General features: G+C 68.2%; 16 protein-coding genes. 7 read left to right on the forward strand and 9 right to left on the reverse strand.

Features of this window, described 5'->3' with window-relative positions:
* Positions 1–112 precede the first annotated feature (112 nt).
* On the forward strand, positions 113–1,396 hold the full coding sequence (locus tag ACQPYM_RS25240) for an MFS transporter (protein ID WP_433004561.1): 1,284 nt from the start codon (positions 113–115) through the stop codon (positions 1,394–1,396).
* On the opposite strand, the gene ACQPYM_RS25245 is transcribed toward ACQPYM_RS25240, so the two are convergent.
* The 5 genes from ACQPYM_RS25245 to ACQPYM_RS25265 are packed head-to-tail and all read right to left on the reverse strand — an operon-like array spanning position 1,389 to position 6,897.
* Positions 1,389–2,273, reverse strand: a complete 885-nt coding sequence (locus ACQPYM_RS25245) for an ABC transporter ATP-binding protein (protein WP_433004564.1) — start codon at positions 2,271–2,273, stop codon at positions 1,389–1,391. The genes ACQPYM_RS25240 and ACQPYM_RS25245 overlap by 8 nt on opposite strands.
* Positions 2,270–3,085 carry an ABC transporter ATP-binding protein gene (locus ACQPYM_RS25250; protein ID WP_433004567.1) on the reverse strand — a complete coding sequence of 272 codons (816 nt, stop codon included), beginning with the start codon at positions 3,083–3,085 and terminating at the stop codon, positions 2,270–2,272. Before ACQPYM_RS25250 ends, ACQPYM_RS25245 begins: the two co-directional genes overlap by 4 nt.
* Complete coding sequence (locus tag ACQPYM_RS25255) at positions 3,078–3,953, reverse strand: ABC transporter permease (RefSeq protein ID WP_433004570.1); 876 nt, start codon at positions 3,951–3,953, stop codon at positions 3,078–3,080. Before ACQPYM_RS25255 ends, ACQPYM_RS25250 begins: the two co-directional genes overlap by 8 nt.
* 5 nt (positions 3,954–3,958) lie before the next feature.
* A complete protein-coding gene (locus ACQPYM_RS25260) occupies positions 3,959–5,053 on the reverse strand; it encodes an ABC transporter permease (protein ID WP_433004573.1) in 1,095 nt (364 codons plus the stop codon).
* The gene (locus ACQPYM_RS25265) at positions 5,050–6,897 is read right to left on the reverse strand and encodes an ABC transporter substrate-binding protein (RefSeq protein WP_433004576.1); all 1,848 of its coding nucleotides are present in this window, start codon (positions 6,895–6,897) and stop codon (positions 5,050–5,052) included. The genes ACQPYM_RS25260 and ACQPYM_RS25265 overlap by 4 nt, the downstream gene beginning before the upstream one ends.
* 288 nt (positions 6,898–7,185) lie before the next feature.
* Here ACQPYM_RS25265 and ACQPYM_RS25270 point away from each other — a divergent pair, with 288 nt between their 5' ends.
* Entirely contained in the window at positions 7,186–8,013 is an 828-nt protein-coding gene (locus ACQPYM_RS25270) for a class I SAM-dependent methyltransferase (protein WP_433004579.1), read from the forward strand.
* A 54-nt stretch (positions 8,014–8,067) separates the two neighbouring features.
* Positions 8,068–9,858, forward strand: a complete 1,791-nt coding sequence (locus ACQPYM_RS25275; RefSeq protein ID WP_433004582.1) for a BTAD domain-containing putative transcriptional regulator — start codon at positions 8,068–8,070, stop codon at positions 9,856–9,858.
* Here ACQPYM_RS25275 and ACQPYM_RS25280 read toward each other — a convergent pair.
* On the reverse strand, positions 9,855–12,830 hold the full coding sequence (locus ACQPYM_RS25280; protein ID WP_433004584.1) for a sacsin N-terminal ATP-binding-like domain-containing protein: 2,976 nt from the start codon (positions 12,828–12,830) through the stop codon (positions 9,855–9,857). The two genes, ACQPYM_RS25275 and ACQPYM_RS25280, sit on opposite strands and share 4 nt — an antisense overlap.
* Before the next feature lie 58 nt (positions 12,831–12,888).
* Between ACQPYM_RS25280 and ACQPYM_RS25285 the strand changes: the two genes are divergently transcribed.
* A complete protein-coding gene (locus ACQPYM_RS25285; protein WP_433004587.1) occupies positions 12,889–13,665 on the forward strand; it encodes an SGNH/GDSL hydrolase family protein in 777 nt (258 codons plus the stop codon).
* 11 nt (positions 13,666–13,676) lie between these two features.
* The gene (locus tag ACQPYM_RS25290; RefSeq protein WP_433004590.1) at positions 13,677–14,261 is read left to right on the forward strand and encodes a GNAT family N-acetyltransferase; all 585 of its coding nucleotides are present in this window, start codon (positions 13,677–13,679) and stop codon (positions 14,259–14,261) included.
* On the opposite strand, the gene ACQPYM_RS25295 is transcribed toward ACQPYM_RS25290, so the two are convergent.
* The 3 genes from ACQPYM_RS25295 to ACQPYM_RS25305 form a co-directional block, all read right to left on the reverse strand.
* Complete coding sequence (locus tag ACQPYM_RS25295) at positions 14,258–14,647, reverse strand: YciI family protein (RefSeq protein WP_433004593.1); 390 nt, start codon at positions 14,645–14,647, stop codon at positions 14,258–14,260. The genes ACQPYM_RS25290 and ACQPYM_RS25295 overlap by 4 nt on opposite strands.
* A gap of 41 nt (positions 14,648–14,688) precedes the next feature.
* The gene (locus ACQPYM_RS25300; protein WP_433004596.1) at positions 14,689–14,895 is read right to left on the reverse strand and encodes a hypothetical protein; all 207 of its coding nucleotides are present in this window, start codon (positions 14,893–14,895) and stop codon (positions 14,689–14,691) included.
* Positions 14,896–14,968: 73 nt separating this feature from the next.
* The gene (locus ACQPYM_RS25305) at positions 14,969–15,463 is read right to left on the reverse strand and encodes a MarR family winged helix-turn-helix transcriptional regulator (RefSeq protein ID WP_433004599.1); all 495 of its coding nucleotides are present in this window, start codon (positions 15,461–15,463) and stop codon (positions 14,969–14,971) included.
* 66 nt (positions 15,464–15,529) lie between these two features.
* Between ACQPYM_RS25305 and ACQPYM_RS25310 the strand changes: the two genes are divergently transcribed.
* Positions 15,530–16,300, forward strand: coding sequence for a hypothetical protein (locus tag ACQPYM_RS25310; protein ID WP_433004602.1), 771 nt, complete (start codon positions 15,530–15,532; stop codon positions 16,298–16,300).
* Between the two features lie 181 nt (positions 16,301–16,481).
* Entirely contained in the window at positions 16,482–19,964 is a 3,483-nt protein-coding gene (locus ACQPYM_RS25315; RefSeq protein WP_433004605.1) for a hypothetical protein, read from the forward strand.
* The last annotated feature ends 46 nt before the right edge of the window (positions 19,965–20,010 follow it).

The following is a 20,010-nucleotide window of genomic DNA, read 5'->3' on the forward strand; positions in this document are numbered from 1 at the left end:
CCTCGAGCCCGGAGCAGTCGACCAGAGACCGCCCGCGCGGCCCGCCCGACGCGGGCTGGTGCTCGCACTGGCCTGTACCGCGCAGGGGGTGGTGGGCCTCGACACTGCCATCGTGAACGTGGCGGTGCCCTCGATCCAGCACGAACTAGGGGTCAGCCATGCGACGGTGCAGTGGGTGGTCGTCGCGTACGGCCTGCTGCTCGGCGGCTTCCTGCTCTTCGGCGGCAGGATGACCGACTACCTGGGACGCCGGCGGGTGTTCCTGGCCGGGTTCGTCATCTTCTCGCTCGCCTCGCTCCTCGCGGGTGCCACCTCGGACGCGGGTCTGCTGATCGCCGCCCGCGGGATTCAGGGGTTCGGTGCCGCGCTGGTTGCACCGGCGGCGCTGTCCTTACTGGCCGTCACCTTCACCGAAGGCGCGGAACGCAACCGCGCGCTGGGGCTGTTCGGTGCGGTCGGTGGCGCCGCCGGCTCGATCGGTGTGGTCGCCAGCGGCCTGCTGACAGCCGGTCCGGGCTGGCGATGGGCCTTCTTCATCAACGTCCCGATCGGTTTGGTGGTCATCGCTCTCGCCACCGCGTTCCTGCCGAAGGATCGTGCGGTCGACCGCACCACCCGACTCGACACCGCCGGTGCCACCACGGTGACGGCCGGTCTCCTGGCGTTCGTCTACGCACTGCAGCACGCCGCCGGTCACGGCTGGCTATCCGGCTCGGCTCTGGCGTTGTTCGCGGTGTCCGGCGTGCTACTCGGTGGCTTCGTTCTGATCGAGGCACGGTCCGCCGCCCCGCTCATTCCGCCGTCGACGCTGAAGAACCGGACTCTCGTCGCTGCCAACCTCACCGCGTTCCTCGCGTTCGCCACGCTTCTGTCCTACATCTTCATCGGTTCCCTGCTGATGCAGCAGGTGCTGGGCTTTTCGCCGACCCGAACCGGACTGTCCTGGCTTGCCACGACGGTCACTGTCGTCGTCGTAGCGATGAACGGCGCCCGGCTCATTCCGCTGCTCGGGATCCGCTGGGTACTGGTGACCGGCATGGCACTGGTATCCGTCGGAGCGGCCTGGCTGGCCCGAGTGCCGGCGGAGGCCGACTACGTCACCGAACTCCTGCCTGCCTTCCTCCTGGCCGGAGTCGGCTTCGGGCTCTGCGGACCCGCACTGCAGATCGGCGCATTGTCAGGCGTGGATGAGTCGGCCTCCGGTCTGGCCTCTGGCTTGGTGGAGACGATGCGCGAGATCGGCGGCGCCGCCGGAGTCGCCGTCGTCGCGACGGTCCTGGTCGCCGGCTCCGGCCTGGCCGGCTTCCACACCGCGTTCGTTCTCATCACCGTCCTCGGTCTGCTCGGCATACTCACCGCCATGGCAGGTTTCGGTTGGCGCCGAACCGTCAAATGATCGGAGTAGCTTCTTCCGCGGTGTCGGTGGGTGGGGTGGCGCCGGTTTCGTGGATGGTGATGCGGTTGGTCCAGCGCGCGTCGGGGTCCGGTTGCGGGATGGAGTCGAGCAGCAGTTGGGTGTAGGGGTGGCTCGGGGTGTGCATCACCTCGGTCACCGGGCCGCGTTCGACGATCTCGCCCTGGTTGATCACCATGACCTGGCCACCGAGGTAGTAGACGGTGGACAGGTCATGGGTGATGAACAGCGTCGTCATGCCGTGGTCGCGCTGGAAGTCCAGCAGGATGTCGAGGAACAGCTTGCGGATCTGCGCGTCGAGCATCGAGACGGGTTCGTCGGCGATCACGAAGGCCGGGCGGAGCATGTGGATCCGGGCCAGCATGATCCGTTGCCGCTGGCCACCGGACAGCTGGTGCGGATACCGGCCCAGGACCCGGCCGGGGTCGAGGCTGACCGCTTGCAGCGACTCCTCGATCAGGCTCTGGCCGGCCTCCCGCGTGGTGGCCAGCGAGAACTTCTTGACCGCCTTCCAGAGCACCCGGTCGACGCGGTAGAACGGGTTGAAGATCGAGTACGGGTCCTGGAAGACCGGCTGCACGTTGCGACGGTACTCGTCGTACTCGGCGCGGTTGAGTTTGAAGATGTCCTTGCCGCCATAGGTGATCGTGCCGGCGGTCGGCTTCTGCAGGCCGAGGACGTTGCGCGCGATCGTGCTCTTGCCACTGCCACTCTGGCCGACCAGGCTGACCACCTGCGGCGGCTCCGCGTCGAGCCGGAAGGTGGCGTCGGCAACGGCGGTCAGGTAGCCGTCCGCCGTACCGCGGGCATGGAAGCGCTGCTGGACGCCGCGCAGTTCGATCACCTTGCCATCCGTCATGACGCCCTCCTTCCGAGTCGTGGGATCGAGTCGATCAACTGGCGGGTGTAGTCGTGCCGCGGATCCTTGAAGACCTGGTGCACATCGCCGACCTCGACCAGCCGGCCCTCGTACATCACCGCGACCCGGTCGACCAGCTGCGCATGCACGCCCATGTCGTGCGAGATCACCATCAAGGTGACGCCGAAGTCGCGGCGCAGGTCGGCCAGACTCTGCAGGATGACGCGCTGGATCGTCACGTCCAGCGCGGTGGTCGGTTCGTCGGCGATGACCAGGTCGGGTTCGAGGGCGACACAGATCGCCATCAGCACGCGCTGTTTCATCCCGCCCGACAGTTCGTGCGGGTACATCCGGGCCACCCGCGGTTCCAGGCCGACCTGGTCGAGGAGCCGGATGATCAGCTCGGAGAGAGCTTCCTTGCGTTCCGGTGCGTGCTCCAGGATGACGTCCTTGAACTGGTCCTCGACCCGCATCACCGGGTTGAGCGAGTTCATCGAGCCCTGTGGAAGGTAGGAGAGCGCGCTCCAGCGCAGTACGCGGAGCTCCTCGCCCTGGACCTTCAGCAGGTCGACCGGCGAACCGCCCTTGCGGTGGAAGATCGCCGAGCCCGCCGTCACCTTGCCGGGTGGCTTGAGCAACCGCAACAAGGCCACGGCGAGAGTGGACTTGCCGCTGCCCGACTCCCCCGCGATGCCGAGGATCTCGCCCCGGCGAACCGAGAGGTCCAGCCCTTCCACGGCCTTCACGTCGCCACGGCTGGTCGAGTAGACGACCTCGAGGCCGGACACCTCCAGTACGGTCTCGTCACTCACCGGCCACTCCTCTCAGCCGTGGGTTGTAGACCTCTTCGAGGCCGATGTTGATCATGTTCAGCGCCGCGAACAGCAGGGTCAGCAAGACGATCGGTACGACGAACATCGGCCAGGCGCCGAGCGTCAGCGCACCGGTGTTGATCGCGTTGAAGATGATCTGGCCCAGGTCGATCACGCCACCTGGCCCGAGCCCGATCACCTCCAGGCCGACCAGCCCGAAGATCGCGCCGAGCGCCGACGAGGCGAACCCGACGCCGATGAACGGGAGCAGGTTCGGCAGCAGCTCGGTGGTGATGATCTCCAGGTCGCGCGCCTTGCTGACCCGGGCCAGATCGACGTACGGGCGGGAGCGCAGGCTGAGCACCTGGGAGCGGATCGTCTTGGCCGCGAACGGCCAGGAGAAGATCGAGATCATCACCCCGACCTGGAACAGACTCACGTTCTTCGCGTACGCCGACAACGCGATCAGCAACGGGAAGGTCGGGATCACCAGCAGGATGCCGGTGAACGTGGAGAGCACGTTGTCGATCCAGCCGCCCTTGTAGCCGGCCACGAACGCGACGACCACGCCGACCACGGTCGAGATCAGCCCGGCGATCGCACCGATCTGCAGCGACACCGAGAGCGCGCTCAGCACCATCGCGAGCACGTCCCGGCCGAACTGGTCGGTGCCGAGAACATGGTCGCCCGACGGCACCAGCCACTTCTCGTACGCCGCGACCTCGATCGGGTCCGTCCCACCGCCGATCCACCCGACGATCAACGGACTGAGCACGGCCAGCAGGACCATGACCGCGATGATCACCAGGCCGGTGGCGAGACGGCCACTGTTGCGGACGGTTCGGAGTACCGCGGTGAGGATTCTCATCGGCCCTACTTCCAGTACTTGACCCGAGGGTCAAGCAACGGGAGAAGGAGGTCCAGCAACAGGACCGCGGTCAGGACGGAGAAGATCGCCATGTTGGTGACCCCGAGGATGGTGTTGAAGTCGAGTTGCTGGATCGCGGTCACCAGGGTCGTGCCGAGGCCGGGATAGTTGAACAACTGCTCCACCAGCACGTTGCCGTTGAAGATGAAGCCGAGCGAGATGCCGAACGCGGTGACCTGGGGCAGGTAGCAGTTGCGCAACGCGTAGCGGGTCAGGATCCGCCAGGGCTTGAGCCCCTTCGCCTCGGCGTACACGAGGTAGTCCTCGCCGAGCACCGGGACCATCAGCATCCGGGTCGACAGGATCCAGCCCATCGCGCCGATCCCGACGATCGACAGGCCGGGCAGCAGACCGTACTTCAGCACGCTGCCGATGAAGTCGGCGTTGAACCCCGGACTGATGTTGGAGTCGTACGCCGCCCGGGCCGGCAGCCAGCCGAGGGTGTAGGCGAACACGTAGACCAGGATCAGCGCGACGAAGAAGAACGGCACGTGGGCCAGCGCGATCGACAGGTTGGTGATGATCGCCGAACCCCGCTTGCCGCGCCGCCAGCCGGCGATCGCACCGACCGCGATGCCGAGCACCCAGGACAGCACCGCCGAGATACCGAGCAGACCGATCGTCCACGGCAACGCCCGCAGGATCACGTCCTGCGCCGGGGTCGGGTAGTTGATCAGCGACGGCCCGAGATCGCCGTGCAGCACGAGCTTCTCCATGTATTTCAGGTACTGCGAGAACAGGTTGCCCTCGAGTCCGAACTCGTGCTGGTACCGGGCGATGATCTCGGCACTGGCCTGCTGGTTGTAGATGTAGTTCTGCTGCAGGCTCTGGATCAGCGTGTTGATCGGGTCGCCGGGCATCAGCCGGAAGAAGAAGAACGCGATGGTGAGCGCTCCCCACAGCTCCACCACGTACAGCCCGAGCCGGCGGATCGCGTACGCCGCGAGCGGATGCCGGGACAGCCAGGCCCGCACCCCGGGCCGGGGTGCGGAGATCTGCTCCTTGTCCACAGCAACGACCGGCGGCGCCTCAGCGGTCACGCCGGCCCTTTCTGCCCGGTGGGCTTGATCCTGGCGAGCACGAAGGTGAAGTGCGGCCACCAGTTCAGCGGCACCTCGTACAGATCCTCATCGGTCGGCCAGCCGGTCCAGAAGGCGGTGTTGAAGAACTGCGGGTAGCCGGTCTGGATCACCGGCAGCAGCGGGAGCTTCTGGAAGTAGATCTCCAGCGCCTGGTCGAGCAGCGGTTTGGCTTCCTCACTGTTCGGGTCCATCCCGGCCAGCTTCTGCGAGATCTCGTCGAACTTCGGGTCCCGGAACCGCATCTTGTTCTTGCCCGCCGCGTTCTTGCCGATCGGCCGCGCCCGGCTGCTCTCCCAGTCCGTGTACAGCTGCTCCGGGTCGATCGCGAACCCGGCCCAGCTGGAGTCGATGTCGTACTCACCGCGCTCGAACTTCTCGCTGTGCACGCTGCCGGACAGGCTCCGCAAGGTGGCCGGCACCCCGACCTTGGCCAGGTCGGTCACCAGCACATTGGCGATCGCGTACTCGTCCTTGTCCTTCTGCGCCGGGGTGATGATCTCGAGGTTGACCTCCTTGCCCTTGTACATCCGCTTGCCGGCGGCGTTCTTCGGGCAGATCTCGTCCAGCAGCGCGGTCGCCTTCTCCAGGCTGTACTCGAACTTGTACTTGTTCGCGAGCTCGTCGTTCTTCCACTTCTCGTTGGTCGGGTAGTCGGCCCACGGGTAGATCGCGGGCGGTACCTCGACCTGCCACACCGACTTGCCGATCTTCTCCCGGTCCAGGCAGTAGTTGATCGCCCAGTGCATCTTGGGTTCGGCCATCACGCCGCGGGCCGGGTCGCAGTTCAGCCACATCACCCGCGGGTTCGGATCGTGGAACTGGGTGGTCTGCAGATTCGGGTAGCCGGCGTTGGCCAGCTGCTTGGCGTGCTGCGCGTCGATCGAGCCGACGTCGAACTCGGCCCGCTCGAACGCCAGCGAGGCCTGGTCGCCCTGCTTCGACATGCTCTGGAAGATCACGTACTGCGCCTTGACGTCGAGCTTGTCCTTGTTCCAGTAGTTCGGGTCCTTCTCCCAGACGAACATCTTCTGGTTCCGGATCGCCTGCTTCAGCTTGTACGGGCCGGACCGGACCGGCGGGTTGTCCTTGTACTTCGTGGGGTCCTGCGACTTCCAGACGTGTTCGGCCATCACGTTGATGGGCGCGCCCGAGATCGCGGCGATGAAGTTGTAGTGCAGGCGCGGCGTCGGCTTGAGCAGCTTGACCACCGCGGTGTGGTCGTCGGGGACCTCGACGCTCTTCACGAACTCCTTGAGCTCACCGCCGCCGCCGAACAGGTCGGGCCGGTCCTTCAGCAGCATGACGGTGAACCGGAAGTCCTTCGCACCCAACGGTTTGCCGTCGTTCCAGTGGGCCTTCGGGTCGAACTTCAGGGTCAGCTCGGTGTGGTCGCTGTTGTAGCTGTACTCCGTGGCCAGCCACGGGGTGAGCTTGCCGGTGGCGAAGCTCAGGAAGAACAGCGGCTCGGTGGCCAGCTCCACGCCGGCACCACCGGGCGAGCCGTTCGGGATCATCCCGTTGAAGCTGTCGAACACCGTGTACTCGACCTGGCCGACGATCACCGTCTGGTCGCGCGGTGTCGGAATGTTCGCCTTGCCGATCTGGATCGACTTGGTGGCGGCGGGTTTGTCGTTCGCGGGCTTGTCGGAGTACGAGCCGCCGTTGCCGGAACACGCGGCCAGGAAGCCGGCCAGCGTGGCCGCGCCTCCGCCCACCACGAGGCGTCGGGTCAGAGGGCTGTTCAACTGATGACGGACGACGTCAGCGACGTCTTCGAACTGGGGGCGCGGCGCATCGTTCACGATGGTTTCCCTTCGATCCGAGTCCTGACCGGGCGGGTACGTCACTCATGGAAACGTTTCTCGGACTATAAGTAGCGATGACAACGTTGTAAAGACTTTGCAGCAAAACTGAAGGGATCGGACCGAACGCGCTGATCAATGGATATACCAACCTCTGACAACGAAGGCGTTGTGTTGAGACCGGGAGCTGTCACACGCCTCGTCACACGGCGCGGCGGTCTGATCGGGGTGACACCGCGAAGGGTGGTGGCGTTGCTGGGGGGCGCGGTTCGTTCGAGGGGGAAAGACATGAGTACGGAACTGACGGGTGCGGCGATCGACTTCGAGGCGATCAAGGCCAAGCAGCGGGCCGGGTGGGAGACCGGGGACTATCCCCGGGTCGGCAACACGTTGCAGATCATCGCCGAGCTGCTCGTCGAAGCGGCCGACGTCCGGGCGGGTCAGACCGTCCTGGATGTGGCTTGTGGACAAGGGAATGTGGCGATGGCGGCGGCGCGGCGGTTCGCCGACGCGACCGGGGTGGACTACGCGGTCAACCTGCTGGAGCAGGGCCGGGAGCGGGCGGCTGCCGAGCACCTGCCGGTCACCTTCCTGGAGGGCGACGCGGAGAAGCTGCCGGTACCGGACGCCGCGTTCGATCTGGTCACGAGCACGGTCGGCGTGATGTTCGCACCGAACCATCAACGGGCCGCGGACGAACTCGTCCGGGTGACGAAGCCCGGCGGCAAGATCGCGCTGGCCAGCTGGACGCCGACCGGCATGATCGGCGACCTGTTCCGCACAGTCGGCAAGTGGGCCCCGCCGCCGCCCGGAGTGCAGCCGGCCACGCTGTGGGGCGATGAGGAGCACCTGTCCGGGCTCTTCGGGGACAGGGTCGAGTGGGTCAGCCTGACCAAGCGCCACTACGTGTTCCGGTACCTGTCCGCAGAGCACTTCTCCGACTGGTTCCAGCAGTACTACGGCCCGATCACCCGCCTCGCGGGGACCCTGTCCGGCGACGACCTCGCCTCGTTCGCAGCCGACCTCGCGGAGGTGCCCCGCGGCCACAACCGGGCGGACGACGGCACGGTGGCCGCACCGGCCGAGTACCTGGAGGCAGTCGGCATCAGACGCTGACGCTCGCGGTGGGGCGGTTGGTGAGCCACACTGGGGATCGGGGAGGGGACAGCTATGGGGGCGATCCGGCTGTTGGGGGCGCCGGCGGTCGGCCAGGGAGACGGGTCTCGGGCGCCGCGGGGCCGTAAGGCTTGGGCCTTGTTCGCCTATGTCCTGCTGGCCGACCGCCCACCCACCCGCAAGCGGCTGGCCGAGATGCTGTTCGCAGACGCCGACGACCCGCTAGGAGCGCTGCGGTGGTCGCTGGCTGAGCTACGACGAGCACTGCAAGGCGTTGACCTCAGTGGCGATCCCGTGGTGATGACGCTCGGCCCGGGGACCTCCGTGGACGCTCTGGTCACCACCGGGGACTCGACAGAGCCATTGCTGGAGCTCAGTGGTGAGCTGCTCGAAGGGATCGACCTCGAGTCCTGCCCTGAGTTCGAGTCGTGGTTGCTCGTTGAGCGCTATCGCCTCTCTGCCGCGATCGAAGGCCGGCTGCGGGAGACGGCCGCATCGCTGGTGGCGAGTGGCCGAGCGGCGGACGCCGTTGCCTACGCCTCCAAGGCTGTCGCGATGAATCCCCTGGAACAGGGCAACCACGAGCTCCTCGTCCGCAGCCTCGCGATCTCGGGGAACCGGCCGGCCGCACTCCGGCAGGTCGCGGTATGCGCCGACCTGCTGCGCCGTGAGCTCGGCATAGAGGCGTCTGCTGCTTTGCGGGAAGCAGCAGACCTCGGGCCCGGCTCAACTGCCGGTCCCGCCTTGGGCGGTCACGCTGCGGCGGCCAGTCAGCTGGAAGCCGGTCGTGCGGCGATCGTGGCCGGCGCGGTGGACGCCGGCCTGCAGTGCCTCCGGCGAGCGGTGTCCGAGGCGGAGCACTGCAAAGACCCCGTACTGCGAGGTCGCGCGCTCGCGGCTCTCGGCGGCGCACTCGTCCACGCCGTCCGGGGCCGGGACGAGGAGGGCGCGATCGTGCTGCACGAGGCGATCCTGGTCGCCGAGCAGGCCGGTGACCGGAGTACGTCGGTGCTGGCTCATCGCGAGCTCGGCTTCGTGGAGGTGCAGGCCGGTCGCCGCCAGACCGCCGGCAACTGGCTCACGAAGGCTCAGGAACTGGCCGAGACCGACGAGGAGTACGCGGCGATCCTCGGCGTACGGGGGATGAACTCGTCGGACCAGGGTGACTATCCGGCGGCCTTCGAGCAGTTGGGTGAGTCGGCGGAATCGGCCGCGCGCTGCGGGGACCGCCGCCAGAAAGCCTGGTCGCTGTCGCTCACGGGTCGCGCGCATCTGCTGCGGGAGGAGTACAGCCAGGCGGCCACGGCCCTCCGCGAGTCGCTCGAACTGGTCAGGCAGGAGCGCTGGATCGCTTTCATGCCGTGGCCGCAGGCACTCAATGCCGAGCTCGAGCTGTACGCCGGACATGTGGACGCCGCCGCCGACGGTTTCGAACAAGCCTGGGTGCTCGGCTGCCAGCTCAACGATCCTTGCTGGGAAGGGATGGCGGGTCGCGGCCTCGGACTACTCAGCGCGGGACGTGGCGACCATGCCGGAGCAACCGAGTGGCTTGCGCAAGCTGCCAGCCGGGCAAGTCGCGAGCCGGACCGCTACCAATGGGTGCACGCACATGTCCTCGACGCAGCCAGTACTGCCGCCTTGGCGCGCGACGACGAGGAACGCGCCCGGCCACTGGTGAACCAACTGGCCGAAGTGGCCGCCCGCTGCGAGATGCGCGAACTCATGGTCCGAGCCAAACTCCATCACGCCCACCTGGGCGACACCACTGCAGCCGACTCGGCCCGACTGCTCGCCACCGCGATCGACAACCCTGCTCTGGACACCCTGATCCACAACAGTAGTTAGTCGAAGGTGGCGTCCAGGCGGAGTTCGGAGGAGCGGTCGGGTTCGCTGAGGACGGCGCGGATGACGTGGCGTTGGTCCCAGCGGCCGGCTGACCAGGCGAGGGCCTTCGCCAGGCCGTCGAAGGTCGCGGCGTGCGGCCGGCGTTCCTCGTCGACCCACCAGGAGACCTCGACGCCGTCGACCAGCAGCTCCTCGTGCTCCCACCAGGTGTCCGGCGCCTCGGGAACCAGCTCACGCACCAGGTCCGGTACGTCGGCCGCCGTCCCCTCGCCATCAATCTTGCCTGCGGCAACTTCTTCCGCCATCGGCACGTCGAGCAGATCGCTCAACCCGTCGGCAGCTGCTCCGGAGGCGACCACGAAACCGCCGAGATCGCTGCGCTGCAACCACATCGGCGCATCGGCGACCACCGCCTCCCCCGCACTCACCACCCGGGTGAGACCGCTTCCGTCCAGCACCCGAACGTCGTCGGGCGTCTCCCCCGGGTACGCCGAATGCGTCCCGAGCTGACTCCAGAGCCGCAGGATCGCACTCTCCTCGACGCCCCGGTCAGGGTCCGCGAGCCGGTCCAGCAACAGCTCGACACCGGCAGCATCCAAATCGCTCACCACCCGCACCAGCCCGACCGCCGTCCGCACCTCGGGGTCGAGCCGCGCCGTCCATTCGGGCGCGTCGTCCAAGAAGCTCGCCAGGACCGGATCCGCCGCGGGATCGGCCCGTCCCGCCAGCAGCTCTCCGTCCTCGAGAACAACGCGATCCCTGATCCACCAGGCTGCGTAGGACAAGCCGCCATGCGGTCGATCGTCCGGCCCGACCACCCGCACCGGCTCGACCAGCGCGCGGCGCAGCTCGGGCGAGGTCCCGAAGAGTTCGAGCACCCGCGGCCAGGCCTCGTCCATCACCCAGTCGAGATCGCGGACGGCGGTCAACTCGCCGACGGTCGCCCCGAATCGCGAGCCGTCCGGCGCCACGTCGTACGCCCAGTCGCTGATTCCGTCCAGATCGGCCAGTGACTCGGGCAACTCGTCGAGGGCGACGTCGGCGGCCGAGATCGTGCCCAGCGAGCTGAGTACGCCGATCGCCTCGACGGCCGGGAGTCCGTAACGCTCCACGATCGCGGTGTCGATCGGTGCGACCTCTTCGGGGTCCAGTACGGCGGCAGCGTCCGACCCGGGGATCACGAGTGCGTTGGCCGGGACGAGTTCGCCGTCGGCGTCTCGGAGTACGAGGTCGGACAACCACCACAGGCCTTCCGCCTGGGAGACGTCCGCCGCGACCACGCTGAGCACCGCGTCGGCGATGACGTCGGGATCATCGGCGTCGGCGGAATGCTCGACCGCCACCCGTACTGCGCTGTCCTCCAGCAATGCGCGCGGGGACATCGGAGTTGCGCCGAGCCGTTCCAGCGAAGGGTGAACCGCCTCCGGATGCACGACCCGTACGCCGTACTCGCCGAAGCTGGCCAGTACGCCGGCCGGCACCTCGTCGCCCGGAAGCAGCAAGCCGCGGACTCCGCGGACCAATCGCCCATCCGCCAACGGGACGGGAAGTGTGCCGAGGGACTCGCGGAGCAAGGCGTCGGTGACCATCTCGGAGAGGGCTGCGTAGATCTCACGCCACCAAGCCGGTGGCTCCGCCGCGGCCACGGACCCGAGCTGGTCGACGACGTCGGCGAGCTCCAGCCGACGGATGCCGAGGGCATCGAGTGCGGTCCGGTGGTGGCGCGGCGAGCCGATCAGCCCGCGGACGATCGGGGCGAGGGCGCGGTTGAACGCGTCGTCCGAGCCCTCGACGACGACGGCGTCACGCGGCGGCAGCAGCGAGCCGTCCTCGACGGCGCGCACGATCGGCGTACCGGGCAGTGCGGAGAGGCTCGCATCTCGGAGCGCACGATCCAGTGCACCCGCGGCGAGGCCGGTCGGAACCAGCGACAGCACGTCGGCGCCGTCCTCGGCGCGGTCATGGAGCAACTCCGCGTACGCCGTCGCTGCCGCCTCGACGAGGTAGTCGGTCAACGGCCCGGTGGCGACGTGGCGGCGCGACGGATCGAGCGGAAAGGTTGCCAACAGCAACGCCGGCAGGGAGAGCGGTTCATCGGTGGGAGTCGGCGCATGGACGACTCCAGGCAGCTCATCGGCGGCCGCAGTCCGCGGGAGTGCCCAGAGGATGGACCAGTACGGCCGTGAGCGTTCCTCGGTGGGCCGGTCGGCGAGGAGGCGCTCTCTGTCGTTCTCGTCGAGCATGCCGGCCGCACGCTGCACGTACCACCGTGACTCGGCGTCGGCGAGAACGCGAACCGACCCCTCGACGTCGACCTCGATCCACTCAAGACCCGGCAACGCGAGCAGCAACGCATCGCCGGCTTCGTCGAGCAACCGGCGTACCAGTTCGGCCGCCGCCTCGTCGCGGAGCGGCAGGATCACGGCTGTGTCGTAGCCTTCCGGCGGCTCGCCCTCGGCCTCGAACGGCAGGCGCAGTACCGGGACCTGACCATCGCGTCGACGTACTTCGGTCGCCAGTCCCGCCGACTGCAGACCGGCGACAGCCGCCGCGCTGTCCTGGCGGGAGAAGCGCACGCCACCGGTGCGCGACAGGATCACCGGCTCGTCGGTCACCGCCAGCACGGCCGAGAAGCCGACACCGAACCGCCCGACCGCGCTCTCCGAGTCGTCCCGCTTCGCCGACGCACGCAGGGTCGCGAGCGACTCGACGCCCTCGGCCGTCAGCGGCGCGCCGGTGTTCGAGACGACCAGCGTCCCGCTCCGGAGCGAGAACTGGACCCGCCCCGGCACCCCCGCGCGGACAGCCGCGTCGGCCGCGTTCTGGGCCAGCTCGACCACGACTCGATCGAGGTAGCCGCCCAGCGCCAGGTCCTCCTCCGCGTTGGCGTCCTCCCTGAACCGAACCGGCGCCGCGGCCCAGCCGGCCAGCACCCGCTCACGAATCCCACCAGTCCCGAACACGTCACTCACCCGGGTGAGTATGCCGTCAAGAAATCCCCTCCCCACAGCGGGCCGGTATCGTCGGGGCGTGATCACCCCTGGCAGTCGCTACGTCGCGTTGGGCAGCTCGTTTGCCGCCGGACCCGGTATCAAGCCGATCGTGGACAAGGCGGCCGGCCGGTCCAGCCGGAACTATCCGCATCTGGTCGCCGAGGCCCTCGCGCTGGAACTGACCGACGTGACGTACTCGGGCGCCACCACGGCCACCATCCTGCGGGACCGTCAGGACGGTGCTCCCCCACAGATCGATGCCGTCGGTCCCGATACGGCGCTCGTCACGATCACTGCCGGCGGCAACGATCTCGAGTACATCGGCACCTTCCTGCGGGGCAGCCTGATGAACACGCTCGCCAAGCCCGCCACCCTGCTCGGCAGGCGCGTCGCCAACCGGATCCGCGCGCGGGTGAGCTACCTCAAGGACCAGTCCGAGTACGACGCCGTCGCGGCTTCCCTTGCCGAGATCGTGACCGAGGTTCGCGATCGCGCTCCGGGCAGCCGGATCATGCTCGTCGACTACCTGACCGTGGCGGGCCCGGCGACTCGGCCGCGGCTCGACGTACCGCTGAACGAGGAGCAACTGCCGAGTGTGGTGATGATGGCCGACGGCCTCGCCAAGGCCTTCGCGACGGCGGCCGAGAAGACTGGTGCCGACCTGATCGCGGCCTCGGCCGCAAGTCTTGACCACGCGGTGGGATCGGCGACTCCCTGGACCACGGGCTTCCGGCTCGGCCGGGGCGTCCCGTACCACCCGAACGAAGCCGGTATGGCCGCCGTCGCCGACTTGATCGTCGCGAAGCTGCGCTGAGGCGACCCGACATGGTGGAGATCCGGTTGGCTGAGGCCGGCGATCTGGAGCCGGCCGTGGACACGTTGGTGCGGGCGTTCGAGGACTACCCGCTGACCCGGCTGGGGCTCGACCCGGACGGCTACCTCGACCGACTTGCGCAGTACCACCGGTTGTTCCTCCGCGAAGTCGGTCTGGCGCACGGCCGGGTCTGGGTCGCTAACGACCACTCCGCGGTCGCCAGTTGGACGACGCCGCGGACACCGCCCGGTGTGTTTGCCCCGCTGGCCGAGGAGTTCCAGGAGATCGCGGGTAGTCGAGCCGAACTGGCGGCGCAGTACGAGCAGGCGATGGTGTTGTTCCGGCCGTCGGAGCCGATCTGGTTTCTCAGCGTCGTCGGCGTGGATCCCGAGCGGCAGGGCCGCGGGCTCGGCCGGGCGGTGATCGCTCCCGGCCTCGCCGCGGCCGACGAGGAACGCTCCCCCGCGTTCCTGGAGACGCAGGATCCTGCCAACGTCGCCTTCTACGAGTCGCTCGGCTTCGAAGTCCTCGCCGAGCTCGACCTACCATCCCAAGGCCCAAAACACTGGGCCATGCGCCGCCCACCCAGGAGTTAGGCGGGCGCGACACCCTCCGGGTGGACCTCGACCGCCTGGTTGAGCGGGCGGCCGCCGGGGCCCGGCGTACGGGAGATGCGCACTGCGAGCTCGATGGCGCGTTCCTCGGAGGCGACGTCGACGACCCAGTAGCCGGCCAGTACTTCCTTGGTCTCGCTGAACGGACCGTCAGTGATGATCGGCTCGCCGTCGTCCTGTGCGCGGACCGTCTTCATGGCGTCCGGACCGGTCAGGCCGCGTGCCTCGACCAGCTCCCCGGCGTCCTGCAGCTCCTTGTTGAGGTCGTGCATGCACTGGACCATCACCTGGAGGTCCTCCTGCGACCAGGTGTTCGGCATGTCGTCCCAGTCCTGCTTGTTGGAATGCATCAACAGCATGTACTTCATCGGTCCCACTCCTTGTCCGTCCGTCCCCGTACCGGGGTCGCTCAGCAGCAACGTCGGAGCCGATCTCCCGTTCTCGACAGGGTCAGCGCGGTGATGCTCCGTTTCACAGCGTTCCACAGCCGGCGCTCGCGGCGCTGGAACCGCAATGCCTCGTCAGCGGTACGCCGTACTTCGTGGTCACCACCGACCGAATGCCGCACGTCATCGGCGACCAGCTTGCTGTTGACGACCACGCTCAACGCTTCCATCACTCGACGCTCCCTGCCCGGACTCCCCTGGTGGGTGCCTTCACAACGAACGTCGAAGCCGTCTCCCGGCTCTCTACATTTGGTTTTCGGTCGAGTGCAGGAGCGTGCGGAGGAGCTCGGTCAGGCGATCCTGATCGATGGCGGGCAGCTGGTTCACCAGGTCGACCTCGACCTGGGTGATGTCGCCGATTGCCTGCTGCCAGATCAGCAGCCCCGCGTCGGTGAGCGTCGCGACCACCTTGCGCCGGTCGTCGCGATCGTGATGCCGCGCGACGTACCCCGCCCGCTCCATCGCGTCCAGCCGATTCGTCATCGCGGCCGGCGACAGCCCGAGCTGAGTGGCCAGCCGCCCCGGCGTCGACTGGTACGGCGCACCACCCCGGCGCAGCATGTGCAGCGTCTTGAATCCCCACCACTGCAAACCATGCCGAGCCAGTACTGCGTCCCGCTGGCGGTCCAGGTAGCGCCCGAGAGCCTGCAGCCGGGTCGCGATGCCCTCGACCCGCAGGTCCATCTCCGGCAGTTCCCGGCTCCACAGCTCCACGTGCGCGTCGATCGAGTCCTTCACCCGCTGAATGATTCACCGCCTGAAGCTTTGTTGTCAAAACTTTCGATGTCGAAATACTGTCCCGCCATGACACAGATCGCACTCGCTCCCCTGCTCGCCGCCGTGACCGCGTTGATGCGCGCGGGCCGCTGGACCACAGCCACCGAACTCTTGCGGGCTGCCACCGCCTCGACCCCGTCCGACAGCCTCGCCCTCGCGGCTGCGATGGCTGAAGTCACGGTCGACCAGGACTTCAGCCAGCAGACCGACAACGCCGGCCCCGCGCTCGTAGTACTGGAGAAGGCGCTCGCTGAGACTCCGGACGCGACGACGAGCTGGGACCTCGCCTTCCTCCACCTCAAGAAGGACTACGGCACAGCGCTCTCCACGGGTGACCGCACCGCTGGTGAGGCTTACGCGAAGCGGGCCGCCGAACTCCACGCGACAGCGCCCGACGAGGCCCGATCTGGTTACGCGGCCTTCTACGAAGGCGTCATCGCCGACAACCTGCAGGAACTCCCCGCAGCTGCCTTCACCGCCTACAACACCGCGCTCGAACTCGGCGAGCGCTCGGCCGACGACCTCCTCATCTCGCTCGCCCTGCGTCACCTCGGCGACCACGCCCACACGGCTGGTGACCTCGTCCTCGCCCGCGCGCAGTGGGAACGGTCGACCGAACTACGCCAGAAGGCCGGTCACCTCCTGGGCGCGTTGGCCCAGCAGGCTCTCCTCGCAGTACTGGCTCGCGACGAAGGCAATCCCGAGGCGTCCCGCGCGCTCGCCACCGAAGTCAACCGCTGGTCCCACCAGGTCCACATCCCCTTCCTCCAAACCCAAACCGCCGCCCTCCTGACCTGACCGCAGGGCACGCGGGGATGCCCGAAAGGGCAGATTGGTTGCCTTGGGTCCCTATCGTCGTTGCCTCAGGCCTTGACACCCACGGCGAGTGCGAGCACCGTCGAAATCATTCTGCGCCTGGGGGGCGGGGGGACAGGTGCTTGGGGAAGCACAGGGGCGAGAGACACAGGGGGCACCACCGATGAGTTACTACAGTCATGCCCGGAAGCGCCGAGCAGCGGCCTCGGCCGGGCTCGTCGCCTTCCTGATCATGGGATCAGGTATCGCGCAAGCTCAACCCGCGGCCGTCACCGCGGCCACCGGTCCTGCAGCCAGTACGGCGGCCGCTCCCGCGGCCAAGATCCCGTCACTGGTCAGCCAGCGCATCGCCGCGGTCGGCAAGGCGGCCGGCGCGACTCATCGGCTCGACGCCGGCCAGCGCGCCAAGCTCAGCGATCCGCTGCTGACCGTGGACACGGCGGCGAACCTCGACCTCGAAGTCCACGCCCTCGGCCGGGTGGCCGGCAAGGAGCGGGCCGAGCTGCAACGGCTGGGAGCGCAGGTTCTCAAAGGCTCCGACCAATGGGTCAAACCCCAACGAGTCAAGGCACTTCTCAACGCCGGCGTCTTCCGCGCGCTCGTGCCCTACGACCGGGTGGACGAGGTCGCGGCCCTCAGTTGGGTCGCCGCGATCCGGCCGACGGAGACCCTGCCGCCCGACGCGGGCAGCTTCCTCAGTGAAGGCGTCGCGCTGCACCGCGCCGACGCCGCCCAGAACATCGGCTTCGACGGCGGCGGCATCTCCGTCGGCGTCATCTCGGACGGCGTCAGCAACCTCGCCGCGGCCGAGGACCTCGGGGATCTCCCCGCCGGCGTCACCGTGCTGGAGACGGGGTCCGGCGACGAGGGCACCTCGATGCTGGAGATCGTGCACGACATGGCGCCCGGCGCCGATCTGTTCTTCCACGCCACCGGTAACGGTGTGGCCGACCATGTTGCGGCCCAGAACGACCTCGCCACGGCCGGCGTCGACGTCCTGACCGAGGACATCCCGTTCGACAGCGAGCCGGCCTTCCAGAAGGGCATCGCCGCGGTGAACGGCGAGATCCTCGCCGCGTCGGGCGTCTGGGTCAGCTCGTCGGCCGGAAACCTGAACGGCACGCACGCTCCGCGGGTCGCCGCCACCGGAACCGGCAACGGCCCCGACGGCGGAGCACCCACCGGCTGCGGTGTGGCTCCCACGAACACCGTCGCCTTCAACGGCGCCGACACCACCTTCGACGTCACCGTCGCGGCAGGCGGCACGCTCCGTTCGACCCTGCAGTGGAGCGAGCCGCGGGCGATCTTCCCCACGGCAGGCGCGGGTGGGTTCACCAACCTCGATCTCTACATCCTCAACGCGGCCGGCACGGCCTGCCTGGCGAACAGCACCGGCGCCCAAGGTGGCGGTACCGGCGACACGATCGAGCAGGCAGCCTGGACCAACCCCAGCGCGACCACCGCGGCCACCGTCAAGATGGTGGTCAACGTGACCGGCTCGACCGGCGCGACGGGCACGCCGACGCTCGACCTCCGCTGGCGTGGTGCCGGCGCCATCGACGCAGCCGGCAGCGCCGGATCACTCAACCCTGACAGCAACTACACCGACCTCGCGACCTCGGCCGGCGCCGTCAACGCCGGTGTGGACCAGAATCCCGCCACAGTCCCGCTGGAGAACTTCAGCGGCCAGGGCCCGGTCTCGCTGGTCAGCACGACAGTGTGCTCGACTTCGTACCCGTGTCCCGCGGTCGCTCCCCCGGGCACCACGAACCAGAGTGTGGCCGGCGGTGGTGGCCGAACGGCGATCGCCCCGACCTACACGGCCGGTGACGGTGTGTCGGTCAGCGGCGTCGGAGACTTCGGTGCGGGCAGCTGCCCAGCCACGACTCAAGGCGACTGCAGGTTCTTCGGTACTTCGGCGGCAACACCGAGCGCGGCAGGCGTCGCGGCTCTGGTGCTGGACGCGGCCGGTGGTCCGGATTCGCTGACACCCTCGGCGTTGACCGCAGTACTGAATGCCAATGCCACCGACCGGGCCGCCGCGGGTCCTGACAACGCCTTCGGTTCGGGTGTTCTGGACGCCTTCTCCTCGGCGACCGGACGCGCTGATCTGGCAGTCGCGAAGAACTGTCTGCCGGACGGTCCGGCAGCAGCCGGTACGTCGTACCCGTGCACCATTACCGTGACGAACAACGGCCCGGCCATCGCGCGGGCGGTCCAGGTGACCGACACGGTGACCTCGAGCGGGACGTTCCAGCTGTCCACCACCTCGGCCGGGTGCACCGCACCCGCGGGCGACCAGGCCGGCAGCGCGCAGGCAACGTGTCTGCTCGGTGACGTCCCGTCGGGTCAGCAGCGCAGCGTTGTGATCCGGGAGAGCGCGAACGAAGCGCAGGACATCGCGGACACCGCGACCGTCAGCAGCGGTTCGGTCGATCCCAACACGGCGAACAACTCCGCGTCCGACACCTTGCACTTCGTTTCCTCGGCGGACGTGAGCATCGACAAGACAGCACCGGCGACCGCGACCGCGGGCGGCCAGATCACCTGGTCGACCACGATCTCCAACGCCGGGCCGTCGACCGCGACCAACGTGGTCGTGCGGGACATCCTGCCCGCACAGGTCACCGTCGTCTCGGTCAGCTCCACCGCCGGCACCTGTACAGCGGGTGTGCCGGGGAGCGCGTCGCAACCGACCACGTGCTCGATCGGCAACGTGGTGGCCGGTGACTCGGAGACGATGACGGTCGTCGCGACGATCAACTCATCCTTCACCGGCTCGATGCACAACGACGCGACGGTGTCCTCGACGACGGCCGATCCGAACCTGGGCAACAACAACGACACGGTCACCACCCAGGTCGGAAGCCAGGCCGATCTCTCGGTCACCTCCACCGACAGTCCCGACCCGGTGTTCGCCGGACGGCCGCTGACCTACACGGTCAAGGTCAGTAACGCGGGACCGTCGACGGCGACCGGGGTCAAACTGGTCGACGTCCTGCCCGGAGCGGTCGACTTCACGTCCGCGACGGTGACGACGGGATCCGGAAGCTGTGTGCTGGTGACGATTCCGGAGGATCCGCCGTCCAAGCAGGTCGAGTGTGAACTCGGCACGATGGCCCCGGCCAGCGGTCCGACCACGGTGGTCATCGCCACCCGCGTCCAGTCCGGTACTCCGGCCGGTCCCATCTCGGACAGCGCGACCGTGACCTCGAACGCGACCGACCCGGTACCGGGCAACAACACCGCGTCGGCCACCACGACGGTCGGCACGTCGGCCGATCTGCGGATGGCGCTCGTCGCCGACAAGGACGTCTACAAGCCGTCGTCGACGATCGTCTACACCGCCACGGTGGCGAACCTCGGTCCGTCCGATGCCCAGTCCCCGACGGTGACCGTCGGGTTGCCGGATATCAAGGCAGCGGTCTACGTGTTCGACACCGCCAACTGCACCCAGGCCGGCCAGGTCCTGACCTGTGCCCGGCCGACCGCACTGACCGCCGGTGCGAGCTGGTCGTTCAACGTCCACCTGCTCGTCAAGGGCCGCAAGGGCGTGGTGACGACCACGGCGGCGGTCGCATCGCCAACAGGTGATCCGGTGGCAGCCAACAACAGCACCACCTTGTCGGTGAAGATCGGCAGGTAGCAGACCGTACTGCGCGCCGTGGCCCGGGAGACCGGCCACGGCGCGC

This window comes from Kribbella sp. CA-294648 (genome assembly GCF_050943845.1).
GTDB lineage: Bacteria > Actinomycetota > Actinomycetes > Propionibacteriales > Kribbellaceae > Kribbella.